We start from the raw sequence: 14,637 nt of genomic DNA, 5'->3' as shown, positions 1-14,637 counted from the left end.
GATCGCATATTACCCGCCCACCTTTAATAACGCCTTCAATCCAATGGCCGTGAAGCTCACAGCAACCGAGCAACGAGTGGTGGAGCTCTACGCCAGCGGGCTTCGGCCCAGGGAGATAGCCAACAAGTTGGGCATCTCGGTCAACACGGTGTACAAAGCGCTTTCAAAACACAGGAGGTTGGCCGAGGCCGAGCCTCAGGCGGAGTCTTCTGCGAACGATCAAACGATTCGGCAAGTCCACTACTACGCCGTGGTGTTGCCCATATCCAGCACGCCGGTCCTCTACAACTTCGCCGCTCCTCAAGCCCCTCAAGTGGACTTACTTCCGTTGATCAAAAGGCTCGAGGACGCCCTCTCTCGGCTCGAGAAACTCCTGGAGGGGAAGCTGGTAGTGGAGAGGCCGGCCGTGGTCGCGGAGGGGGCGCCGGGCGGCGAGCTGCCCGATTTTCTTAAGAAAAACGCTTGGGTCAAGCTCCTGCGCGGGAGGTCTAGCGCGTAATAATCTTCAGGATCAACCCATCTCTGACCTTGTTCTCCGCGCCGAGTCTTTTGCCGGTGGTGGCCTCTATCGCCGCGACGAACCTCTCGCCTATCTCTGTATGTATCATATAGGCCACGTCCCTCGCAGTGGCGTCCTCCGGCACCAAGAGGGCGTCCGGGAGGACGTTGCCGTTCTTGTCCGACAGCTTGCGCTCGTCCTCGACGGGGAACACCACGACGTATTTCAACGCGTCGAAGACGGCGGCGTTTATGGCTGCCTCGACCCCGGTCCCCCCGAATTTCCTCATGAGCTCCCTGATCCTCTCCAACGCTCCTAGTTGTTGTTGCGATAGCTGGCCGACGATCTCGAAGTCGGGATCGCCGGGCTTATACCTTATTAGCCCCTTGTTAGCCGCCCTCCGCAAGGCCAGCTCGGCCTCAGCGCTCATAGGTATTATTATCCTATTGGGGAACGCCCTCTTGAGGGCCTTATAGCCCTCCTCGCCCTCTGGCAGATCAACCTTGTTAGCCGCTATGACCATGGGCTTCCTCAACCTCCGTACTAGGGCTAGGAAGTCGTCGTCGGTCCATTTGCTAGGCGGTTTCTTCGACAAGCCGAGCGCCTCGAGCGCGTCCTCTACTTGCGACCTCTTATAGCCCAAGCCTCCGAGCTTCTCCATGAGGAGATCGACGAGAGGCTTCTTGCCGTATTCCGAGAGCCTGATTACTTTGTCCCAGTCCCTCCTTATTATTGAGACGACCCACATGTCCACCTCTTTGTCGAGGAACTCAACGTCGTCGACGGGGTTCCTCGTGCCGGGCTTGACCAACCTCCCCTCTTCGTCGGTGGAGCCGGACGCGTCGACGACGTGGATCAGCACAGGCGCCCTCCTGATATGGTCGAGGAATTGATTTCCGAGCCCCCTCCCCTGCCAAGCGCCCGGCACGAGCCCCGCTACGTCTACCAGTTCCACGGGTATATAGCAAACTCCGTCTATCACGACGTAGCTTACCGGGTTACACTTCAACTCTCTGCAAGGACACTCCTTCCTCGCATAGCCTATGCCCACGTTGGGCTCGACTGTGGTGAACGGTATCGGCCCTATCTTGACGTCCTTCATTGTCGCGGCGGCGAAGAACGTGGATTTCCCCGCGTTCGGCTTGCCCACTATGCCTATCTGCACCCTGGATTGGATCACCACAAGCCCATATATAGCCGTGAAATTTAACTATGTGCGCATTAAGCGCTTGTTGTTGATTTCCTTGTTTATACTTGTATTATTTATATTATTTCATAATGTCTATATAATATTTTGTATAATTTTCCTAATTTTATTTTATAATAAAATTAAAATATATGGCAAATTATACAAAATATACAGCTCCATCGAGAGAGAGGTCGTCGCGATCGTCGTGGCGTTATTCGTAGCTATTTTGTTCTTGAAGACGTCCCTAGCCGTAAAGGCCGTCGCATTGGCGTTAGGCATCATCTCGGTCCTAATCGCTCCTTTCTACCCCTCTGCGGCCCTTTCCGCGGCTGCCTTAGGCCTAATGGCCGAGGCGCCCCTCAGAGGCCCGGCCAGAGCGGCTTTTTTAGCACTGGCGGCCGCCTCTGGCTATCTTGCCGGCGTTAGGCTGAGCCGAAGTGGGTTAATCGAAATACGCCTACGCGAACTTGAGCCCAAACTCGAAAGGCTACAATACGACGTAATAGTTAAGGGCTCTCGCGCCTTCTATGCGTTAGGCCGCGGCGGCGATTTCGTCGAGGACGACTTGATGTTCTTCGCCAAGAGGGAATCCCTCCTCTATAAGTGCAAAAAGCCGCGTTGCCTCCCCCTATCGATCAAGTCGGGCCGCGAGGCGTCGACGGAGTTTATATCAATATTTAATGAATACTTATATCTCTTGTTCCCTCCATTAGATAGTATAGAAAAATCAATAATAATATATACAAATAAAGAAAATTTCAATATAATAATAAATAAACTAGAAAAAGCGTATGTACTATCGCCGCGCGGCGCGCCTAACGCAACCGCCGACATCCGTGACGTCCCCTTAGACAAGGCGCTGAAGGCCGTCGATGTAGCCCTCAGAGCGGCCGGAATCTGGAGCCGCGAGCTGTTCCAAGAAGCCTATCTTTTATTGACTAAGGGAGGGCCCGTTGATTTACAAGTCCCCGGCATAGCCTTTTTGAGAGATCTCATAAGGGGCCTCGACGCTTGGCCCGACGCCGTCGGCGTCTTAGAGCTGGGGGAGGACCCGAGGTCTTTGCTGATAGCGTACTTGCTCCAGGCCAAGTTCGGGGGCTATATCGTCACGTTCTCGGAGGATCTGTTCGAGCTCTTGAGGAAGGCCGGGGCGACCGGGCTCGTGTTGATAACAGATAGGCCTGTCCAAGCCAAGGGCGATTATCTAATAGTCGGGCCGTACGCCTGCCGTCAGCCCCTACCCCTGAGCAGATACGCGGAGAAGCTCAGGGACGGCGAGTACGTGGGCCTAGTGGGCGGGGTACCGGTCCACGGATTCCTCTGGGACAAGAACTAAATAATAGTGCCCTATTTCTATCATGGAAAGAGTTGAGGTCAAGGTAGAGGAGGCAAAGGCGCCGGCTCCTAGATTCGTCAAGGATATCCTCGAGGTCCCCGCAGTTAGGCTCGTCCCGACGCACACTCTGAGGGCCGCGTGGCGTTACTTCAAGGAGTTCCCCCACGACGTGTTGCCGGTCTTCAAAAACGCCTTCGTGGACGACGTCGAGGGGGTCCTGTACCCCCACTCGATCCTCCTTCTCAAGGACAGATCCGACGACAAGAAGGTGGGAGAAGTAGAGAGCAACGCGGTCTTCGTGCGGGCCGACGCGATCTTGGAGGAGCTCTACAAGGCCCTAAAGGAGAGGAGGTCTCCCGGGGCTGTCGTCGTCGACAAGGACGGCAAATATTTAGGCATAGCGACTCTTCGCGGGCTCCTTGAGGCCGTGAAGCATATGGTCCCGAGGGCTAAATCCGTCAACGCGGTATATAGCAAGCCGGGCGAGTCGGTGGAGGTGATTGAAGAGGGGGAACAGATCCACGGGCTGATGAAGAGGCTAGCCGGAGGCGAGGTTGAGGGCGCCGTGATGGTGAACTTCAAGGGCGTGGTGTCCGGCGTGTTGACCGTCTGGGACTTTATCAAATCATCTGCGTGGCTGAGGCCCAAGAGGGAGCCGCGCCCGCTCTTCGGCAAAGGCGCGAGCAGGGGGTCTTCGGACGACGCGGTCCAAGTCAAGGCTAGGGCTCTACAATCTAGCGGAGTGCCGGCGGCCACTCCCAAAACCCCTGTGGAGGACGTGGCGAGGGCCATGGCCTCTTTAGGAGTCTACGTCTTGCCCGTCGTGGACAAAGACGGCAAACCCATCGGCGCGGTCACGGCTTGGGACGTTCTACGCGCCTATTTCGAGGGGCCTAAAGAGGGGAGAGAGGACGTAGAGCCCGAGCGGGCCTTGACGGGCGCCGTGGAGGCTAAGCCTCGGGAGGCCGTGAAGCCGGCTAAGTTCGCCATGGGCATCAGGGCTAAAGAGCTGGTCAGAACCGACGTGCCCACAGTGGGTTTATTAGATAGCGTGTCCCACGTGAGGAAGGTCATGGTCAAGACCGGCGCTCCCGTCGTGGCGGTGGTGAACGAGGAGGGCAACGTCGTGGGGTTCATCTCTAGGCGCGATCTCTTATTATATTTAGCCGAGAAGTCCCTGGGATATTGGAAGGTGCAGAAGGGCAAGAGGCTCGTCTTGAGGGAGAACGTAATGCCGGGAGAACAAGCCAAAATCTTGAGGGAGGACGGCACAGCGTCGGAGGTGATGAAGGTAGACGTGCCCAAGCTCTCGGCAGAGGCCACGGCGGAGGAAATAGCCTATGCGATGCTCTCCGCCGGCCTCGACTACGTGCTAGTGCTCGACGAGAGGGGGAATCCCATGGGCGTGGTGACCAGAGACGACTTAGTCAAGGCCTACGCAGATAGGGGCAGAGACGACGCGACGGTGGCCGAGCTCATGACGCCGGCGGATCTAGCTGTCGTCAACCCGATGCATAGTCTATCGCATGTGGTCGAGGTCATGAGAAAGTACGAGCTAGACGGCGTGTTAGTCGCCGAGGGCAACGACGTAATTGGGTCCATAGTAGACAACAAGCTCTCGCTGGTTCCCATAGAGGAGAGCCTCAGAGGGGAGAGGGTATTCGTCTTGACTAAGAGCGGGGGGCGCAAAGAGGGTGCTGGCCGCTTGAGGTACCCGAAGGCAGGCACCCTCATTGCCTCCGATATCTCTGACGATCCGCCGCCTGCGGTTCCGCCGAACATGAACGCCAAGGAGGCGGCCAGACGCGTATTACAACACGGCATATTAGCCGTCGTGGACCAACGCGGGAGGCTGGTCGGAGCCTTGACGGGCTTTGACATAGTTCGCGATTTGGCCCGCGTATACGTCGCGTTTAAGAGCGAGGCGGCGAAGAGGGTGGAGGCCTAATGGACGCAAGAACCGCAACGGAGCTGAACACTTGGGCGACTCCGGAGGGCGTCTACTTAAGGCTTGTCGTAGTCAGGGGCTGTCCAGACGGCGAGGAGAGGCTAGTAGTCGAGGGCGCTGACCTCGTCCTCTATTCCTGCGAGGAAGTGCCCTTGAGGGACGTCTCATCGGCCTACAGGCTATTCGAGAGGTTGGGGCTAAACGCCGAGTTGATATATGGCGAGGCGTCCAGGGTGAAGCTTTTCAGAATACGCGCCGATTACGAGAAAGTCGTGGAGGCGTTGGCGTCAACAGCTACCGTGTCGGAGGCGCCCACTTGGGCCTGGTCTTGAGCAAAGTATATTAACGGGGATCAAAACCCCCTTTTGTGTCCACAAGCGACGTGCAGGGAGCTAAGCCTCAGAAATTGAGATGGGGGATAGCTTGGATATACTCCAGCAGCAACAACACGATCATCACGATAACGGACCTCACAGGCGCGGAGACAGTGGCCAGAGCCAGCGGGGGGCAAGTGGTCAAGGCCGATAAGGACAAGCCCTCTCCTTGGGCCGCCATGCAGGCCGCATACAAGGCAGCTCAGCTAGCTCTGGCTAGGGGCATAAACGCGGTGCACATCAAGGTGAGGGGTCCGGGCGGCTATGGGATGAAGGTGCCGGGTCCGGGCGCCTCCGCCGCGATCAGAGCTCTCGCTAGGGCAGGACTCGTCATAGGCAGGATCGAGGACGTCACGCCTATTCCGCACGACACAATTAGGCCTCCGCATGGCCGCAAGGGCAGGAGGGTCTAAGGCCGATTGCCTAGTGCTGGAGATCGACTACTCTAAGGATCGCCCGAGCGATTGGACCAAGCAAGCTCTGAGGTACGCCAGGATACGTGCGCGAAAGCTCGTGTTGTTAGTTAAGAACGGCTCCCTCGAATCCATCTTGGCAGATCTGCGCGCCCTCTCGGGCGATAATATGGATTTCCCCGTCCGGCTCTATAACGATGCGGATCTCAACTACGTGGTCGATGTCGAGAAGTGCTCCACGTACGAGGTCAAGACGTTGGACAGCGTTATAAACTTGGAGGCAAGGACCTGGACGTGATGAATAGGCATTTGGGGCTCTGTATGGCCGAAGCCGGAACAACTGATTTTTATCCAAAATTAAGACAAAGCGGTGATGTGGCTGAGCTACGCCGATTTATGAAGAGCGGATAGAGCTGATTTATAAACAGCCGATATCATCCATGCGTTTCAACACGCCGTATATATACTCAGCCGAGGAGCTCAAGAGCCTCTTCTTCGGCGTCTATAAATCGGTAGAGGCTAAGAGCCCCTCAGTGGAGCCCGGCATAGAGAGGCTGAGGCGCCTCGAGGCCGTTAGGATAAAGAAGTCGTCGCGTTACCTCGCGGAGACTCTCAGAGATATGGCCATCGCCATGCCCTTCGTCGCCGACTTGCACCCGTTCTACAAGGAGTTATTGGACCTCGGCATAGGCGTTGATAAGTACAAACACGCGTTGGGGAGGATAGGCAACGCCCCCTCTGCCGTGAGGGCCATCGCCAAGGAGGCCCTCTTGGCCTTGAAAACGGCGTTAAGCGAGGGGCAAGTGTACAAGGTGAGGAAGTCGTACGTGGCCAGAATTGTCGACATAATAGAGGACCTAGCGCCAGAGCTGGACGTGGCTAGGTCGGCCGCCTCGTTTCTCAGGAGGTTGCCCGATATCGATCCAGAGCTCTTCACAGTAGTGATAGCGGGGGCCCCTAATGTGGGGAAGAGCAGCTTAGTGAGGTGCATCTCCACCGCTAAGCCGAAAGTTGCCGAGTACCCCTTCACCACGAAGCAGATACACGTCGGCCATATCTTCGTGAGGGGCGACAAGATACAAGTCGTGGATACGCCAGGTCTTCTGGATAGACCCCTTGAGGAGATGAACAAGATAGAGCTCCAAGCTGTTCTGGCCTTGAGATATCTCGCCAAGGTCGTCTTGTTCTTGATAGACCCAACACCTCACAGCGGTTATGATCAACGCATGCAGTTGAGTATTCTCGCCGGTATAAGGAGCCGTTTCAATGCGCCTATAGTTGTTGTCTTGAATAAGATTGACTTGGCCGACGAGGAGGACGTGAAGAGGGTCGAGGCGGCGTTGGGCTTCAGCCCTCCGCGTATATCTGCGGCGTCGTGTAGTGGGGTCGAGGAGCTGAAATCCATGATATTAGAGAAGTACTACGTTCCGTATATGCTGGATAGGCTTAGAGCCCATAGACGAGGCCCTGCCTCGAACACGAGCTAGTCGTAGAGTTTCCCCACAAATATGCTCTTATCGCATTCATGATTTAGCCGGCTGAACGCGGCTCGACTATTGTCGTTGTAGCGTTTAGCGCGTTGCGGACGCGAAAGGCCGATAGATATTATTAAACGGGGTGACGCCCAGACGTGGACGCGATAGTGATAGCCCTAGCTCTTGGAGTCTCGACGGTCTCCTACGTAGTAGCGAGGCTGGGATTTGCAAAGCTCTCGGAAAGCTTGGAGATAGAGGCGCCTGTCCTATTCAACGGTATAGCCGTGCTTCTAGCCGTAGTTATATTCCTCGGAGTAATGACGTTGAGCTTCAACGTGTATGCCATCTTCATACTCATGGTGATGTTCCTCGCCTTCGCTCTAGCGGGCGTGTTGATCGCGTTGAGGCACGTGATCGAGGAGTACTTTGCGGGTATTTTTATATCTAGAATACACGGCATACGCATAGGCGACTTCTTGCAGAGCGGCAAAGTGGCGGGCTATGTGGTGGCCATGAGGCCCACGGCCCTCGTTATAAGGGACATAAGGCGTAACCTAGTACACGTGCCCTACACGATATTGATACATGAGCCTTTCAACCTAATTAAGGTAGAGGAGGGCCATGAAATAAGGGTTTACCTATATATACCGCACGGCGTTGACTTGAGCAAGCTGAGGGCGGCGCTGGGCGCCGTGGCCTCTGAATTCGGCGTGGAGAACTTCCGCATAGATGTAGAGGATATCAAGTACAAGGGCATCGTGTTAGTAGCTCGCGGAATATTGAGGGATCCGCGCAGGGAGGAGGAGTTGAGATATGCCCTACTTGATAGGGCTTATGCTTTTCTTGCCTCTAAGGAGTAAGAACGCCCCGGCAAGGGCCCACAAGCCGATAACCCACACCTCCCGATACCTTACAATAGTGGATAGGGCTACGCCCAACGCCGTGAGCGCAACTCCGAAAACGCCCACGAGCGAGATGCCCCTCACGGTAGGGGATTTCAAGGCTCCGTATAAATCGCCGCGGCGCACCACCACGAGCAACGAAAACGACACCATCAAGTAGTTTATGAGAGACGATGTGCCGTAGACGTCAACTATCACATAGATCTCGCCAGGCAACAGAAACGCTGTTGCTACGGCCATGGACAACGCTAATGAAAGATGGGGCGTTCTATATCTGGGGTGTATTTTGGAAAGGGTTGGCGGCAACAGCCTTTCCTCGGCTAATATGTACATAAGCCTCGAGAAGGCCACGAAGCCGGCGAGGGCGGCCATGATCTGGATCATGACTATCGTGATCCCGACAGGGAGCACTAGTAGACGGCCATAAGGCAAGGAGGCCGCTATATCGACCAAGGCCGTCGCGGGGCTAGAGGCTATTGCGTTATAGTCAACGCTGTTCATGAGCAACGCGGTGAGGCCAAGGCCATACGCCGCGCCGATCCCGGCGGCCAGAAGAGTTGCCCTGGGCACTTGCACTAGCGGCATTTCGGCCTCGCCGGCCAGTTGTCCTATAGCGTCCATGCCGGTATATCCTCTGGAGGCGTAAGAGAGGGCGGCCCACGTGTCCTGTACTTGCACGTCGCGCCATGAGAAGTAGGGAGGCCGAGTCCTCACCTCTAAGATTAATCCCATGAGAACCGTCAACACGCCCACCAATAAGATGTCTAGTATCGCCACAGTGGCAGCGGCTCTGGCCGACTCCTTTATGCCTATTAACGTGAGCATGAAGAGCGCGAAGGCCACTAGGAAAGAGAGGGCGCGGGCTAACATATAGGGAATGTTTATTCCATAATAGGACAACATACTAGCTAGGTACAAGATGCCATCGAGGGAGCCGTAGGCCACCATTATCGCTTGATCGAGAGCGAGCAACCAAGCTGAGAAGAACGCCGCAGTCTTGCCGAGAGCCGTTTTTACATATAAATAAGAGCCGCCCGTTTCGGGAAACCGCGATCCCATCTCGCCGTAGGCCAACGCTATGGCGATCATCAACGCCGTGCCGTATAACACTACTAAAAACGTGAGCTTCCCCGCGGCCGCGGCTATAACGCCTAAGGCGAAGTAGAAAGTCGACTGGGAATCCGCGTGGACCAGTGAGTATATATCGAAGACTCCGAGCTTACGCCGTAGCCAATCTTTGCTCATGACGAGAGGTCCTTCAATATCTCGGCGGGGCCTAAAGCTACGAGCTGATCGCCCTCTTGCACAACCTCGTCGGGCGAAGTTATGATGTCGTCGCCTCTCATCAATACAGCCTTGACTCCGTAAGATTCCTCTATCTCCATTAGGCTCTTGCCCAGGGCCTTGGAATCCGCTGTGACGTACATCTCCAGGATAGCTAAATCGCCTCTGAGCGGCGTGATTTTTGTGTATTTCAAGTTAAGCACTCTGTACAATCTACCGAAGACGCACTGCGATGCGCTCACGGTTATGATGCCGTATTCGTCCGCCTCCTCTACATAGTTCTGGTTCCTCACTACGGCTACTACGCGGGGAACCCCCTTGGACCTACAGAGCTTGCCTAGGGACAAGTTCAACGAGTCGTTGGGGGAGATCAACAACGCAACCTCCACGTCCTCTAGCCCTATCTTATCGAGCAATTCCTCATATGTCTCGGATCTTATCGTATGTATATAAACTGGATATTTGACGAACTCCTTTCCTCTGTGTTCGCTCGAGATCAAGTGAACCACATAGCCGTTGTCGGCCAACGCGTCTATCACCAGCTTGGCGAGATCGTCGCCGCTGTCTATCACAAGCGCCTTTCTGACCACGTCGTGGTGCAACTACCGGAATATAAGCTTAAGCGCTTTTATTCGGAGTATGTTAAGTTGCGCAATGCTTAAAAGACGCACTTCCTGGGCCTATATGCATAGAGATAAGGCAGTCGGCGCGTTCCTTATGGTAATATCGATATTAGTAATAGCAGTATACGCGTGGCTGGTGTTCCTCACTAAATACGATTTGCTCGTCCTAAAGATAACTGCCTTCGCCGCCATCGCGGCCGTCTTCGGCATATTAGGCTGGGTCGGCTATGCCCTCGCCACGACGCCGCCTCCTAAGCCCATAGAGGAGATAGAGAGGGAGGTGGAACAAGCCTTGAAGGAGTTAGAGGAGCGGATGCGGGAACAAGGCGAGCCGGGCGGGCAAGCCAAAACGGCCTAAACATTGCAGATATTCAGGCCATACGTAGATTGGGCAAAATCGGCGCGCGTCCTCGACAATAGAAGGCTAGGAAAACAACGAGTAGAGGCCAAACAAGTGATCTTGGCCATACTGAGAAAGGCCGGCGCTATCAAAGACGGCAAAAAGGGTTGGCTCAATCACCCAATAGTGCTCATGTATTATAACGAGGGGATGCCGTATTTGGAGGACCTCGTCGGCTATTTCAAGGCAGTAGTCGACGAATGGGCCTCGCGCGGTTTTAAGAACAACATATCCTTGGCCGACATTGAGGGATTCATCAAATCGCTACGCGTAGCACACGGTACCCCCATAACACACGTGCACGAGGTCGAGTACAGGAGGATCCTCTTGCTCAAGGACCCGTGTTATTACCTGGACAAATTCGGCGAGGAGGAGATAAGAGAGGTGTTGGAGACCGAACCTGTACCCATAAAGGGAATTAACCTCTGGATATTCGACGTATATGAGGAATACAAGAAATTCGTGGCGGAGTTGAAATCGGGCAGAAAGGTCTGCACTCCTATTTTCCCGAGACGGCCCTCTTGAGCTTCGCGAAGCACTTGTCGCAGAACCCCGGCCCCTTCTCGTCCGTATCCTTGATAGTGTTGCTGAAGTACATGACGCATTTTGGATCTTCGCAGTGGCCTAGCCCTAGAGTGTGCCCTAGCTCGTGCGTTATCTCCTTCGCCAACCTGATCTCGAAGAGTTGCTCGACGGATTTGAGCCTCTCCGTGAACACAACGGCCCTATCGCCGTAGGCTACTCCGAAGACGAAGTTAAGGCCGGGCACATAGCCGTCCCCATCCACCACGTACACGTATTTATGCCACCCATCGGCCGGCCTTAACAAGTCCAATAGTAGATCGGCCCTTATCTGTCCCCTGGATTTGTCGTACGCCTTGGCCTTGACGTCTTTTAGGTCTACTGTCATTACGTCTAGCCTCAACAAGCCCCGAAAAGAAGACTCCACGATATCCACCACTCGTCTGCTTACAGCTAGCTCGGTCAATAGGAGGGCTCTGACCACTATTTTAACTGGACGGGTTTATTTTTTCATGCACAAGGTGTTAGAGGCGTTATCCAGAGGCGCCGTTATAGGCCACAGGGGCTATCCGCTGAGGAGTCCCGAGAACACAGTGGCCTCGTTCATAGCCGCTATGGAGGCTGGGGCGGACATAGTGGAGATGGACGTCTGGAAAACCGCCGATGACGTAGTCGTCGTGATACACGACGACGTGGTGAAGACGCCGGGCGGCGTCTTAAAGGTCAAGGAGGCGCGGTGGCGCGACCTATCGGCGGTTAGGATAGGCGGCGAGCCGATCCCCACGCTGGAGGAGGCGCTACGCGTTGTGGCTGGAAGGGCTGGGGTCTTCGTGGAGATAAAGGATCCCGATGCCGCCGAGCTTGTCGGCGATGTGGTGAGGCAGGTAGGCGCGATTTCATGGACCGCGGCCATCAGCTTTATGGAGAGCGCGTTGAGCCCCCTCAAGGGGCTGGTCCCCCTTGGGTTGATCTACGCAAAGCCGCCCGGCAGAATCTCCGACGCGAAGCGCTTGGGCTTTGACCTAGTGCTACCTCACTATAGGCTTGCTACGGCGAAGGCCATAGGCTTTGCCCACAAGCTGGGGCTCAAGGTCGTGGCTTGGACTGTCAACGACGAGCGGGTCATGGAGGAGCTGTGGTCTCGCGGAGTGGACGGCATAGCTAGCGACGACGTCGAGGTCGCCGTGCGCGCGAGAAATAGATTTAACAAAGGCCCCGCGCCGGCATGATGCAGAGCGCCGAGTACTGGAGCCTAGTGCTGGCGGGCTCAATCGCCGGATTTGTGTGGGGGGCAAATCAGATAGTTCTCTCTATATACTTATATAACATAGGCCTGAGCCCGGTCCAGATAGGCGTTGTGCAAGGGCTATCCACGGCGTTCATAACCGCGGGCTCCTTGACGTGGGGGTACTTGGCTGATCTAGTCGACAGGAAGAAGTTGTTTTACGCATTGTCGGGAGCCTCTGCGGCGTTAATGGCGTCCATGGCGTCGGCTAACCCCCTCGCCGTCGCCGCCGCATACGCCGCTGCGAGTTTTTTGAATAGAGGCGTTGTGTATAACGCCATATTAGGGGACTATGCGCGGGCCCGCGGCATATCCAACGAGGCCTTCGCCGCGTCCTCATCGCTCTCGTCCCTATTCGCCGCGCTCGGCTCTTTGTCGACCTCGATTACGTCCCTCGGGCTACCTGGCTTCAAGGCGCTTTTCTTTCTGGAGGGCCTCGCCATATCGTTGTCGGCCGCCTTCATGACACTTGCAGGGCCTGTGCCGAGGGCTGAGCGTAGCTCCTTCTCGCTCGACGTGAGGAGGCTGAAGTCTTATTGGCTTCTCAAAAGGCTAGTGCCGGAGACCTTGGTGGGCCTTGGGGCCGGCGTAATAATACCTCTGTTCTCGCTCTGGTTTTACCTCAAGTTCAATGCGTCCATGACGAGCCTCTCGGTAACTTACGCCATCTCAGACTTAACCTTAGCGTTAGGCGCTATGTCAGCGCCGTTTATCGCCAAGACCTTCAGGAGCAGGGTCGACGCTGTGGTGGCGTTACAAGCTACCGCCACCGCGCTCCTCTCGCTTATGCCTTTCGTCGGCTCGGCAGAGGCGGCCTTCGCGTTATTTATAGTGAGGACGGCCTTGATGAACATGGCGAATCCCCTCATCTCGGCTCTCATCAATGACTTAACTCCACAAGAGGAGCGGGGCAGGGTGTTCGGGTTATGGAACACGCTGAGTAGCGTGCCCAGAGCCGTGGGGCCCGCCGTCGGCGGCTATCTGATGAGCGCAGGCATGGTGGACGCTCCGTTGTTCATAACAGCTGGGCTCTATGCCGTCGCCGTAGTCTTGTTTAAGTTATTGTTAGGACAAGTAGAGGCTAGCGCCGGGCGGGGCTAAGCCGCTCACCTCTCCAAGTCTCTTAGATCTCTGTACATCAACATGAGGACCTTATCGCCCCTCTTGGCGCCGCCAGGCGGTATGAGCAACACGCCGGAGGCCTCCGGATCTGTGAACGAGTGGTGTTTAGTCTTAAGGGGAGTCGCCACGATCTCGCCGTTTTTATACTCGGCTTTGGCCCTCACAAGCTGGGCCAACTCCCCCACCACATCGACGGCGAGTGTCGCATACACCCAAGCCCCCGCGGGGCCCGATACGACGTTCGCCATCTTCCTCATCACGGGCTCCACTATGCGTATGACGCCGTGGAGGGCGCTTATGGGATAGCCCGATAGGCCGAACACTATTTTGTTGCCCACAATGGCTACAGACGTAGGGCGGCCGGGCTTCATCCTGAAACCCCTAATTCCCGGAAGACCCAGCTTATAAAAATGGTCTATTTCGCTTGGTCCCGCGCCGCCCGTGATCAAGACGGCGTCCACCTTGGGCAAGACCTCATCGATCGCTCTCCTAAGCGCCTCGTTGTCGTCGCCCATGACTCTCTTCTCCGATATCTCGACGTACGGCATGAAGTTCTTTACGTACCACTCGACGAGAGAGCCCGTCGACTCTATCACTTTGCCCCTCAACACGAGCTCGGCCGCTTCGTCTGGATCTATGGGGGGCTTTATCAGCTCATCGCCCGTGGAGAATATGGCCATTCTAGGCCTTCTAAAGACCTTGACCTTCGTGATCCCCACGTCCAGAAGCCCCACTACGTCGAACGCCGTCAACACTTGCCCCCTCTTGGCCAAGAGCGCCCCCTTAGGCGCGTACGAGCCGGGCGGATCCACGTTGTCGTATTTGTTGTACTTGCGCGGGATCAAGATCTTATCGCCGTTCTTAACCGCCGCCTCCTCGGGGACCACGGCGTCGGCGCCCTCTGGGAGGAAGGCCCCCACGGTCACGTAGTACGTCTCGCCGGGTCCCGCCTTCACTTCCCTGTACTGGCCCACTAGTATCGACCCCACCAGCTTAAACTCGCCGGGCGTTTCGGCCGAATTAACTGCATAGCCGTCGTAGGCAGCTCTAGGCCTCGGCGGATAGTCGTGAGGCACTATCACGTCCTTGGCCAACACGAAACCGACGGCGTCCCACGTAGGCAACGTTAAGACGTCCTCGATGGGCTTTATCTGAGACGCCAACTCGGAGATTTTGGATATAGGTGAAAGTTCCTTCAAATACCGCATATTTTCGTCGACTACTTAAATTAAAACAATTGTGTCGATGAAGGCACAATCGGCGGG

Annotated in this window: 17 protein-coding genes; 12 read left to right on the top strand and 5 right to left on the bottom strand. The window is 55.7% G+C overall.

Annotated elements, in window-relative coordinates; all coding sequences use genetic code 11:
* Positions 1–49: 49 nt before the first annotated feature.
* Positions 50–499 carry a sigma factor-like helix-turn-helix DNA-binding protein gene (locus ACZ5PA_RS04255; protein WP_464931033.1) on the top strand — a complete coding sequence of 150 codons (450 nt, stop codon included), beginning with the start codon at positions 50–52 and terminating at the stop codon, positions 497–499.
* Here ACZ5PA_RS04255 and ACZ5PA_RS04250 read toward each other — a convergent pair.
* A complete protein-coding gene (locus ACZ5PA_RS04250; RefSeq protein ID WP_464931032.1) occupies positions 489–1,682 on the bottom strand; it encodes a redox-regulated ATPase YchF in 1,194 nt (397 codons plus the stop codon). The two genes, ACZ5PA_RS04255 and ACZ5PA_RS04250, sit on opposite strands and share 11 nt — an antisense overlap.
* A 211-nt stretch (positions 1,683–1,893) precedes the next feature.
* On the opposite strand from ACZ5PA_RS04250, the gene ACZ5PA_RS04245 reads away from it, so the two are divergent.
* The 7 genes from ACZ5PA_RS04245 to ACZ5PA_RS04215 all read left to right on the top strand — a co-directional run bounded on the left by ACZ5PA_RS04245 (position 1,894) and on the right by ACZ5PA_RS04215 (position 8,094).
* A complete protein-coding gene (locus ACZ5PA_RS04245) occupies positions 1,894–3,024 on the top strand; it encodes a hypothetical protein (protein WP_464931031.1) in 1,131 nt (376 codons plus the stop codon).
* Between the two features lie 22 nt (positions 3,025–3,046).
* Positions 3,047–4,972, top strand: a complete 1,926-nt coding sequence (locus ACZ5PA_RS04240) for a CBS domain-containing protein (protein WP_464931030.1) — start codon at positions 3,047–3,049, stop codon at positions 4,970–4,972.
* On the top strand, positions 4,972–5,304 hold the full coding sequence (locus tag ACZ5PA_RS04235; RefSeq protein WP_464931029.1) for a hypothetical protein: 333 nt from the start codon (positions 4,972–4,974) through the stop codon (positions 5,302–5,304). The genes ACZ5PA_RS04240 and ACZ5PA_RS04235 overlap by 1 nt, the downstream gene beginning before the upstream one ends.
* A 35-nt stretch (positions 5,305–5,339) precedes the next feature.
* Positions 5,340–5,759 (top strand): 30S ribosomal protein S11, encoded by a 420-nt coding sequence (locus tag ACZ5PA_RS04230; protein WP_464931028.1) that lies wholly within the window; start codon positions 5,340–5,342, stop codon positions 5,757–5,759.
* On the top strand, positions 5,734–6,057 hold the full coding sequence (locus ACZ5PA_RS04225) for a hypothetical protein (RefSeq protein ID WP_464931027.1): 324 nt from the start codon (positions 5,734–5,736) through the stop codon (positions 6,055–6,057). Before ACZ5PA_RS04230 ends, ACZ5PA_RS04225 begins: the two co-directional genes overlap by 26 nt.
* A gap of 142 nt (positions 6,058–6,199) precedes the next feature.
* Positions 6,200–7,246, top strand: a complete 1,047-nt coding sequence (locus tag ACZ5PA_RS04220) for an NOG1 family protein (protein WP_464931026.1) — start codon at positions 6,200–6,202, stop codon at positions 7,244–7,246.
* Positions 7,247–7,389: 143 nt separating this feature from the next.
* Positions 7,390–8,094 carry a mechanosensitive ion channel domain-containing protein gene (locus ACZ5PA_RS04215; protein WP_464931025.1) on the top strand — a complete coding sequence of 235 codons (705 nt, stop codon included), beginning with the start codon at positions 7,390–7,392 and terminating at the stop codon, positions 8,092–8,094.
* On the opposite strand, the gene ACZ5PA_RS04210 is transcribed toward ACZ5PA_RS04215, so the two are convergent.
* Entirely contained in the window at positions 8,053–9,381 is a 1,329-nt protein-coding gene (locus tag ACZ5PA_RS04210; protein WP_464931024.1) for an APC family permease, read from the bottom strand. The two genes, ACZ5PA_RS04215 and ACZ5PA_RS04210, sit on opposite strands and share 42 nt — an antisense overlap.
* Positions 9,378–10,010 carry a TrkA C-terminal domain-containing protein gene (locus ACZ5PA_RS04205; protein ID WP_464931023.1) on the bottom strand — a complete coding sequence of 211 codons (633 nt, stop codon included), beginning with the start codon at positions 10,008–10,010 and terminating at the stop codon, positions 9,378–9,380. Before ACZ5PA_RS04205 ends, ACZ5PA_RS04210 begins: the two co-directional genes overlap by 4 nt.
* 94 nt (positions 10,011–10,104) lie before the next feature.
* Here ACZ5PA_RS04205 and ACZ5PA_RS04200 point away from each other — a divergent pair, with 94 nt between their 5' ends.
* Both ACZ5PA_RS04200 and ACZ5PA_RS04195 read left to right on the top strand, forming a co-directional pair.
* A complete protein-coding gene (locus ACZ5PA_RS04200) occupies positions 10,105–10,401 on the top strand; it encodes a transcriptional regulator (protein ID WP_464931022.1) in 297 nt (98 codons plus the stop codon).
* Between the two features lie 3 nt (positions 10,402–10,404).
* On the top strand, positions 10,405–10,968 hold the full coding sequence (locus ACZ5PA_RS04195; RefSeq protein ID WP_464931021.1) for a pyrimidine dimer DNA glycosylase/endonuclease V: 564 nt from the start codon (positions 10,405–10,407) through the stop codon (positions 10,966–10,968).
* Here the strand turns inward: ACZ5PA_RS04195 and ACZ5PA_RS04190 are convergent.
* Complete coding sequence (locus tag ACZ5PA_RS04190) at positions 10,943–11,449, bottom strand: archaemetzincin family Zn-dependent metalloprotease (RefSeq protein WP_464931020.1); 507 nt, start codon at positions 11,447–11,449, stop codon at positions 10,943–10,945. The genes ACZ5PA_RS04195 and ACZ5PA_RS04190 overlap by 26 nt on opposite strands.
* A gap of 28 nt (positions 11,450–11,477) precedes the next feature.
* Between ACZ5PA_RS04190 and ACZ5PA_RS04185 the strand changes: the two genes are divergently transcribed.
* The gene (locus tag ACZ5PA_RS04185) at positions 11,478–12,194 is read left to right on the top strand and encodes a glycerophosphodiester phosphodiesterase (protein ID WP_464931019.1); all 717 of its coding nucleotides are present in this window, start codon (positions 11,478–11,480) and stop codon (positions 12,192–12,194) included.
* Positions 12,191–13,351, top strand: a complete 1,161-nt coding sequence (locus ACZ5PA_RS04180; protein ID WP_464931018.1) for an MFS transporter — start codon at positions 12,191–12,193, stop codon at positions 13,349–13,351. The genes ACZ5PA_RS04185 and ACZ5PA_RS04180 overlap by 4 nt, the downstream gene beginning before the upstream one ends.
* Before the next feature lie 5 nt (positions 13,352–13,356).
* Here ACZ5PA_RS04180 and ACZ5PA_RS04175 read toward each other — a convergent pair whose 3' ends face one another.
* The gene (locus tag ACZ5PA_RS04175) at positions 13,357–14,580 is read right to left on the bottom strand and encodes a molybdopterin molybdotransferase MoeA (protein WP_464931017.1); all 1,224 of its coding nucleotides are present in this window, start codon (positions 14,578–14,580) and stop codon (positions 13,357–13,359) included.
* Positions 14,581–14,637: the final 57 nt, after the last annotated feature.

This window comes from Thermoproteus thermophilus (genome assembly GCF_055392855.1).
This window is presented reverse-complemented; position numbering and strand designations above follow the sequence as displayed.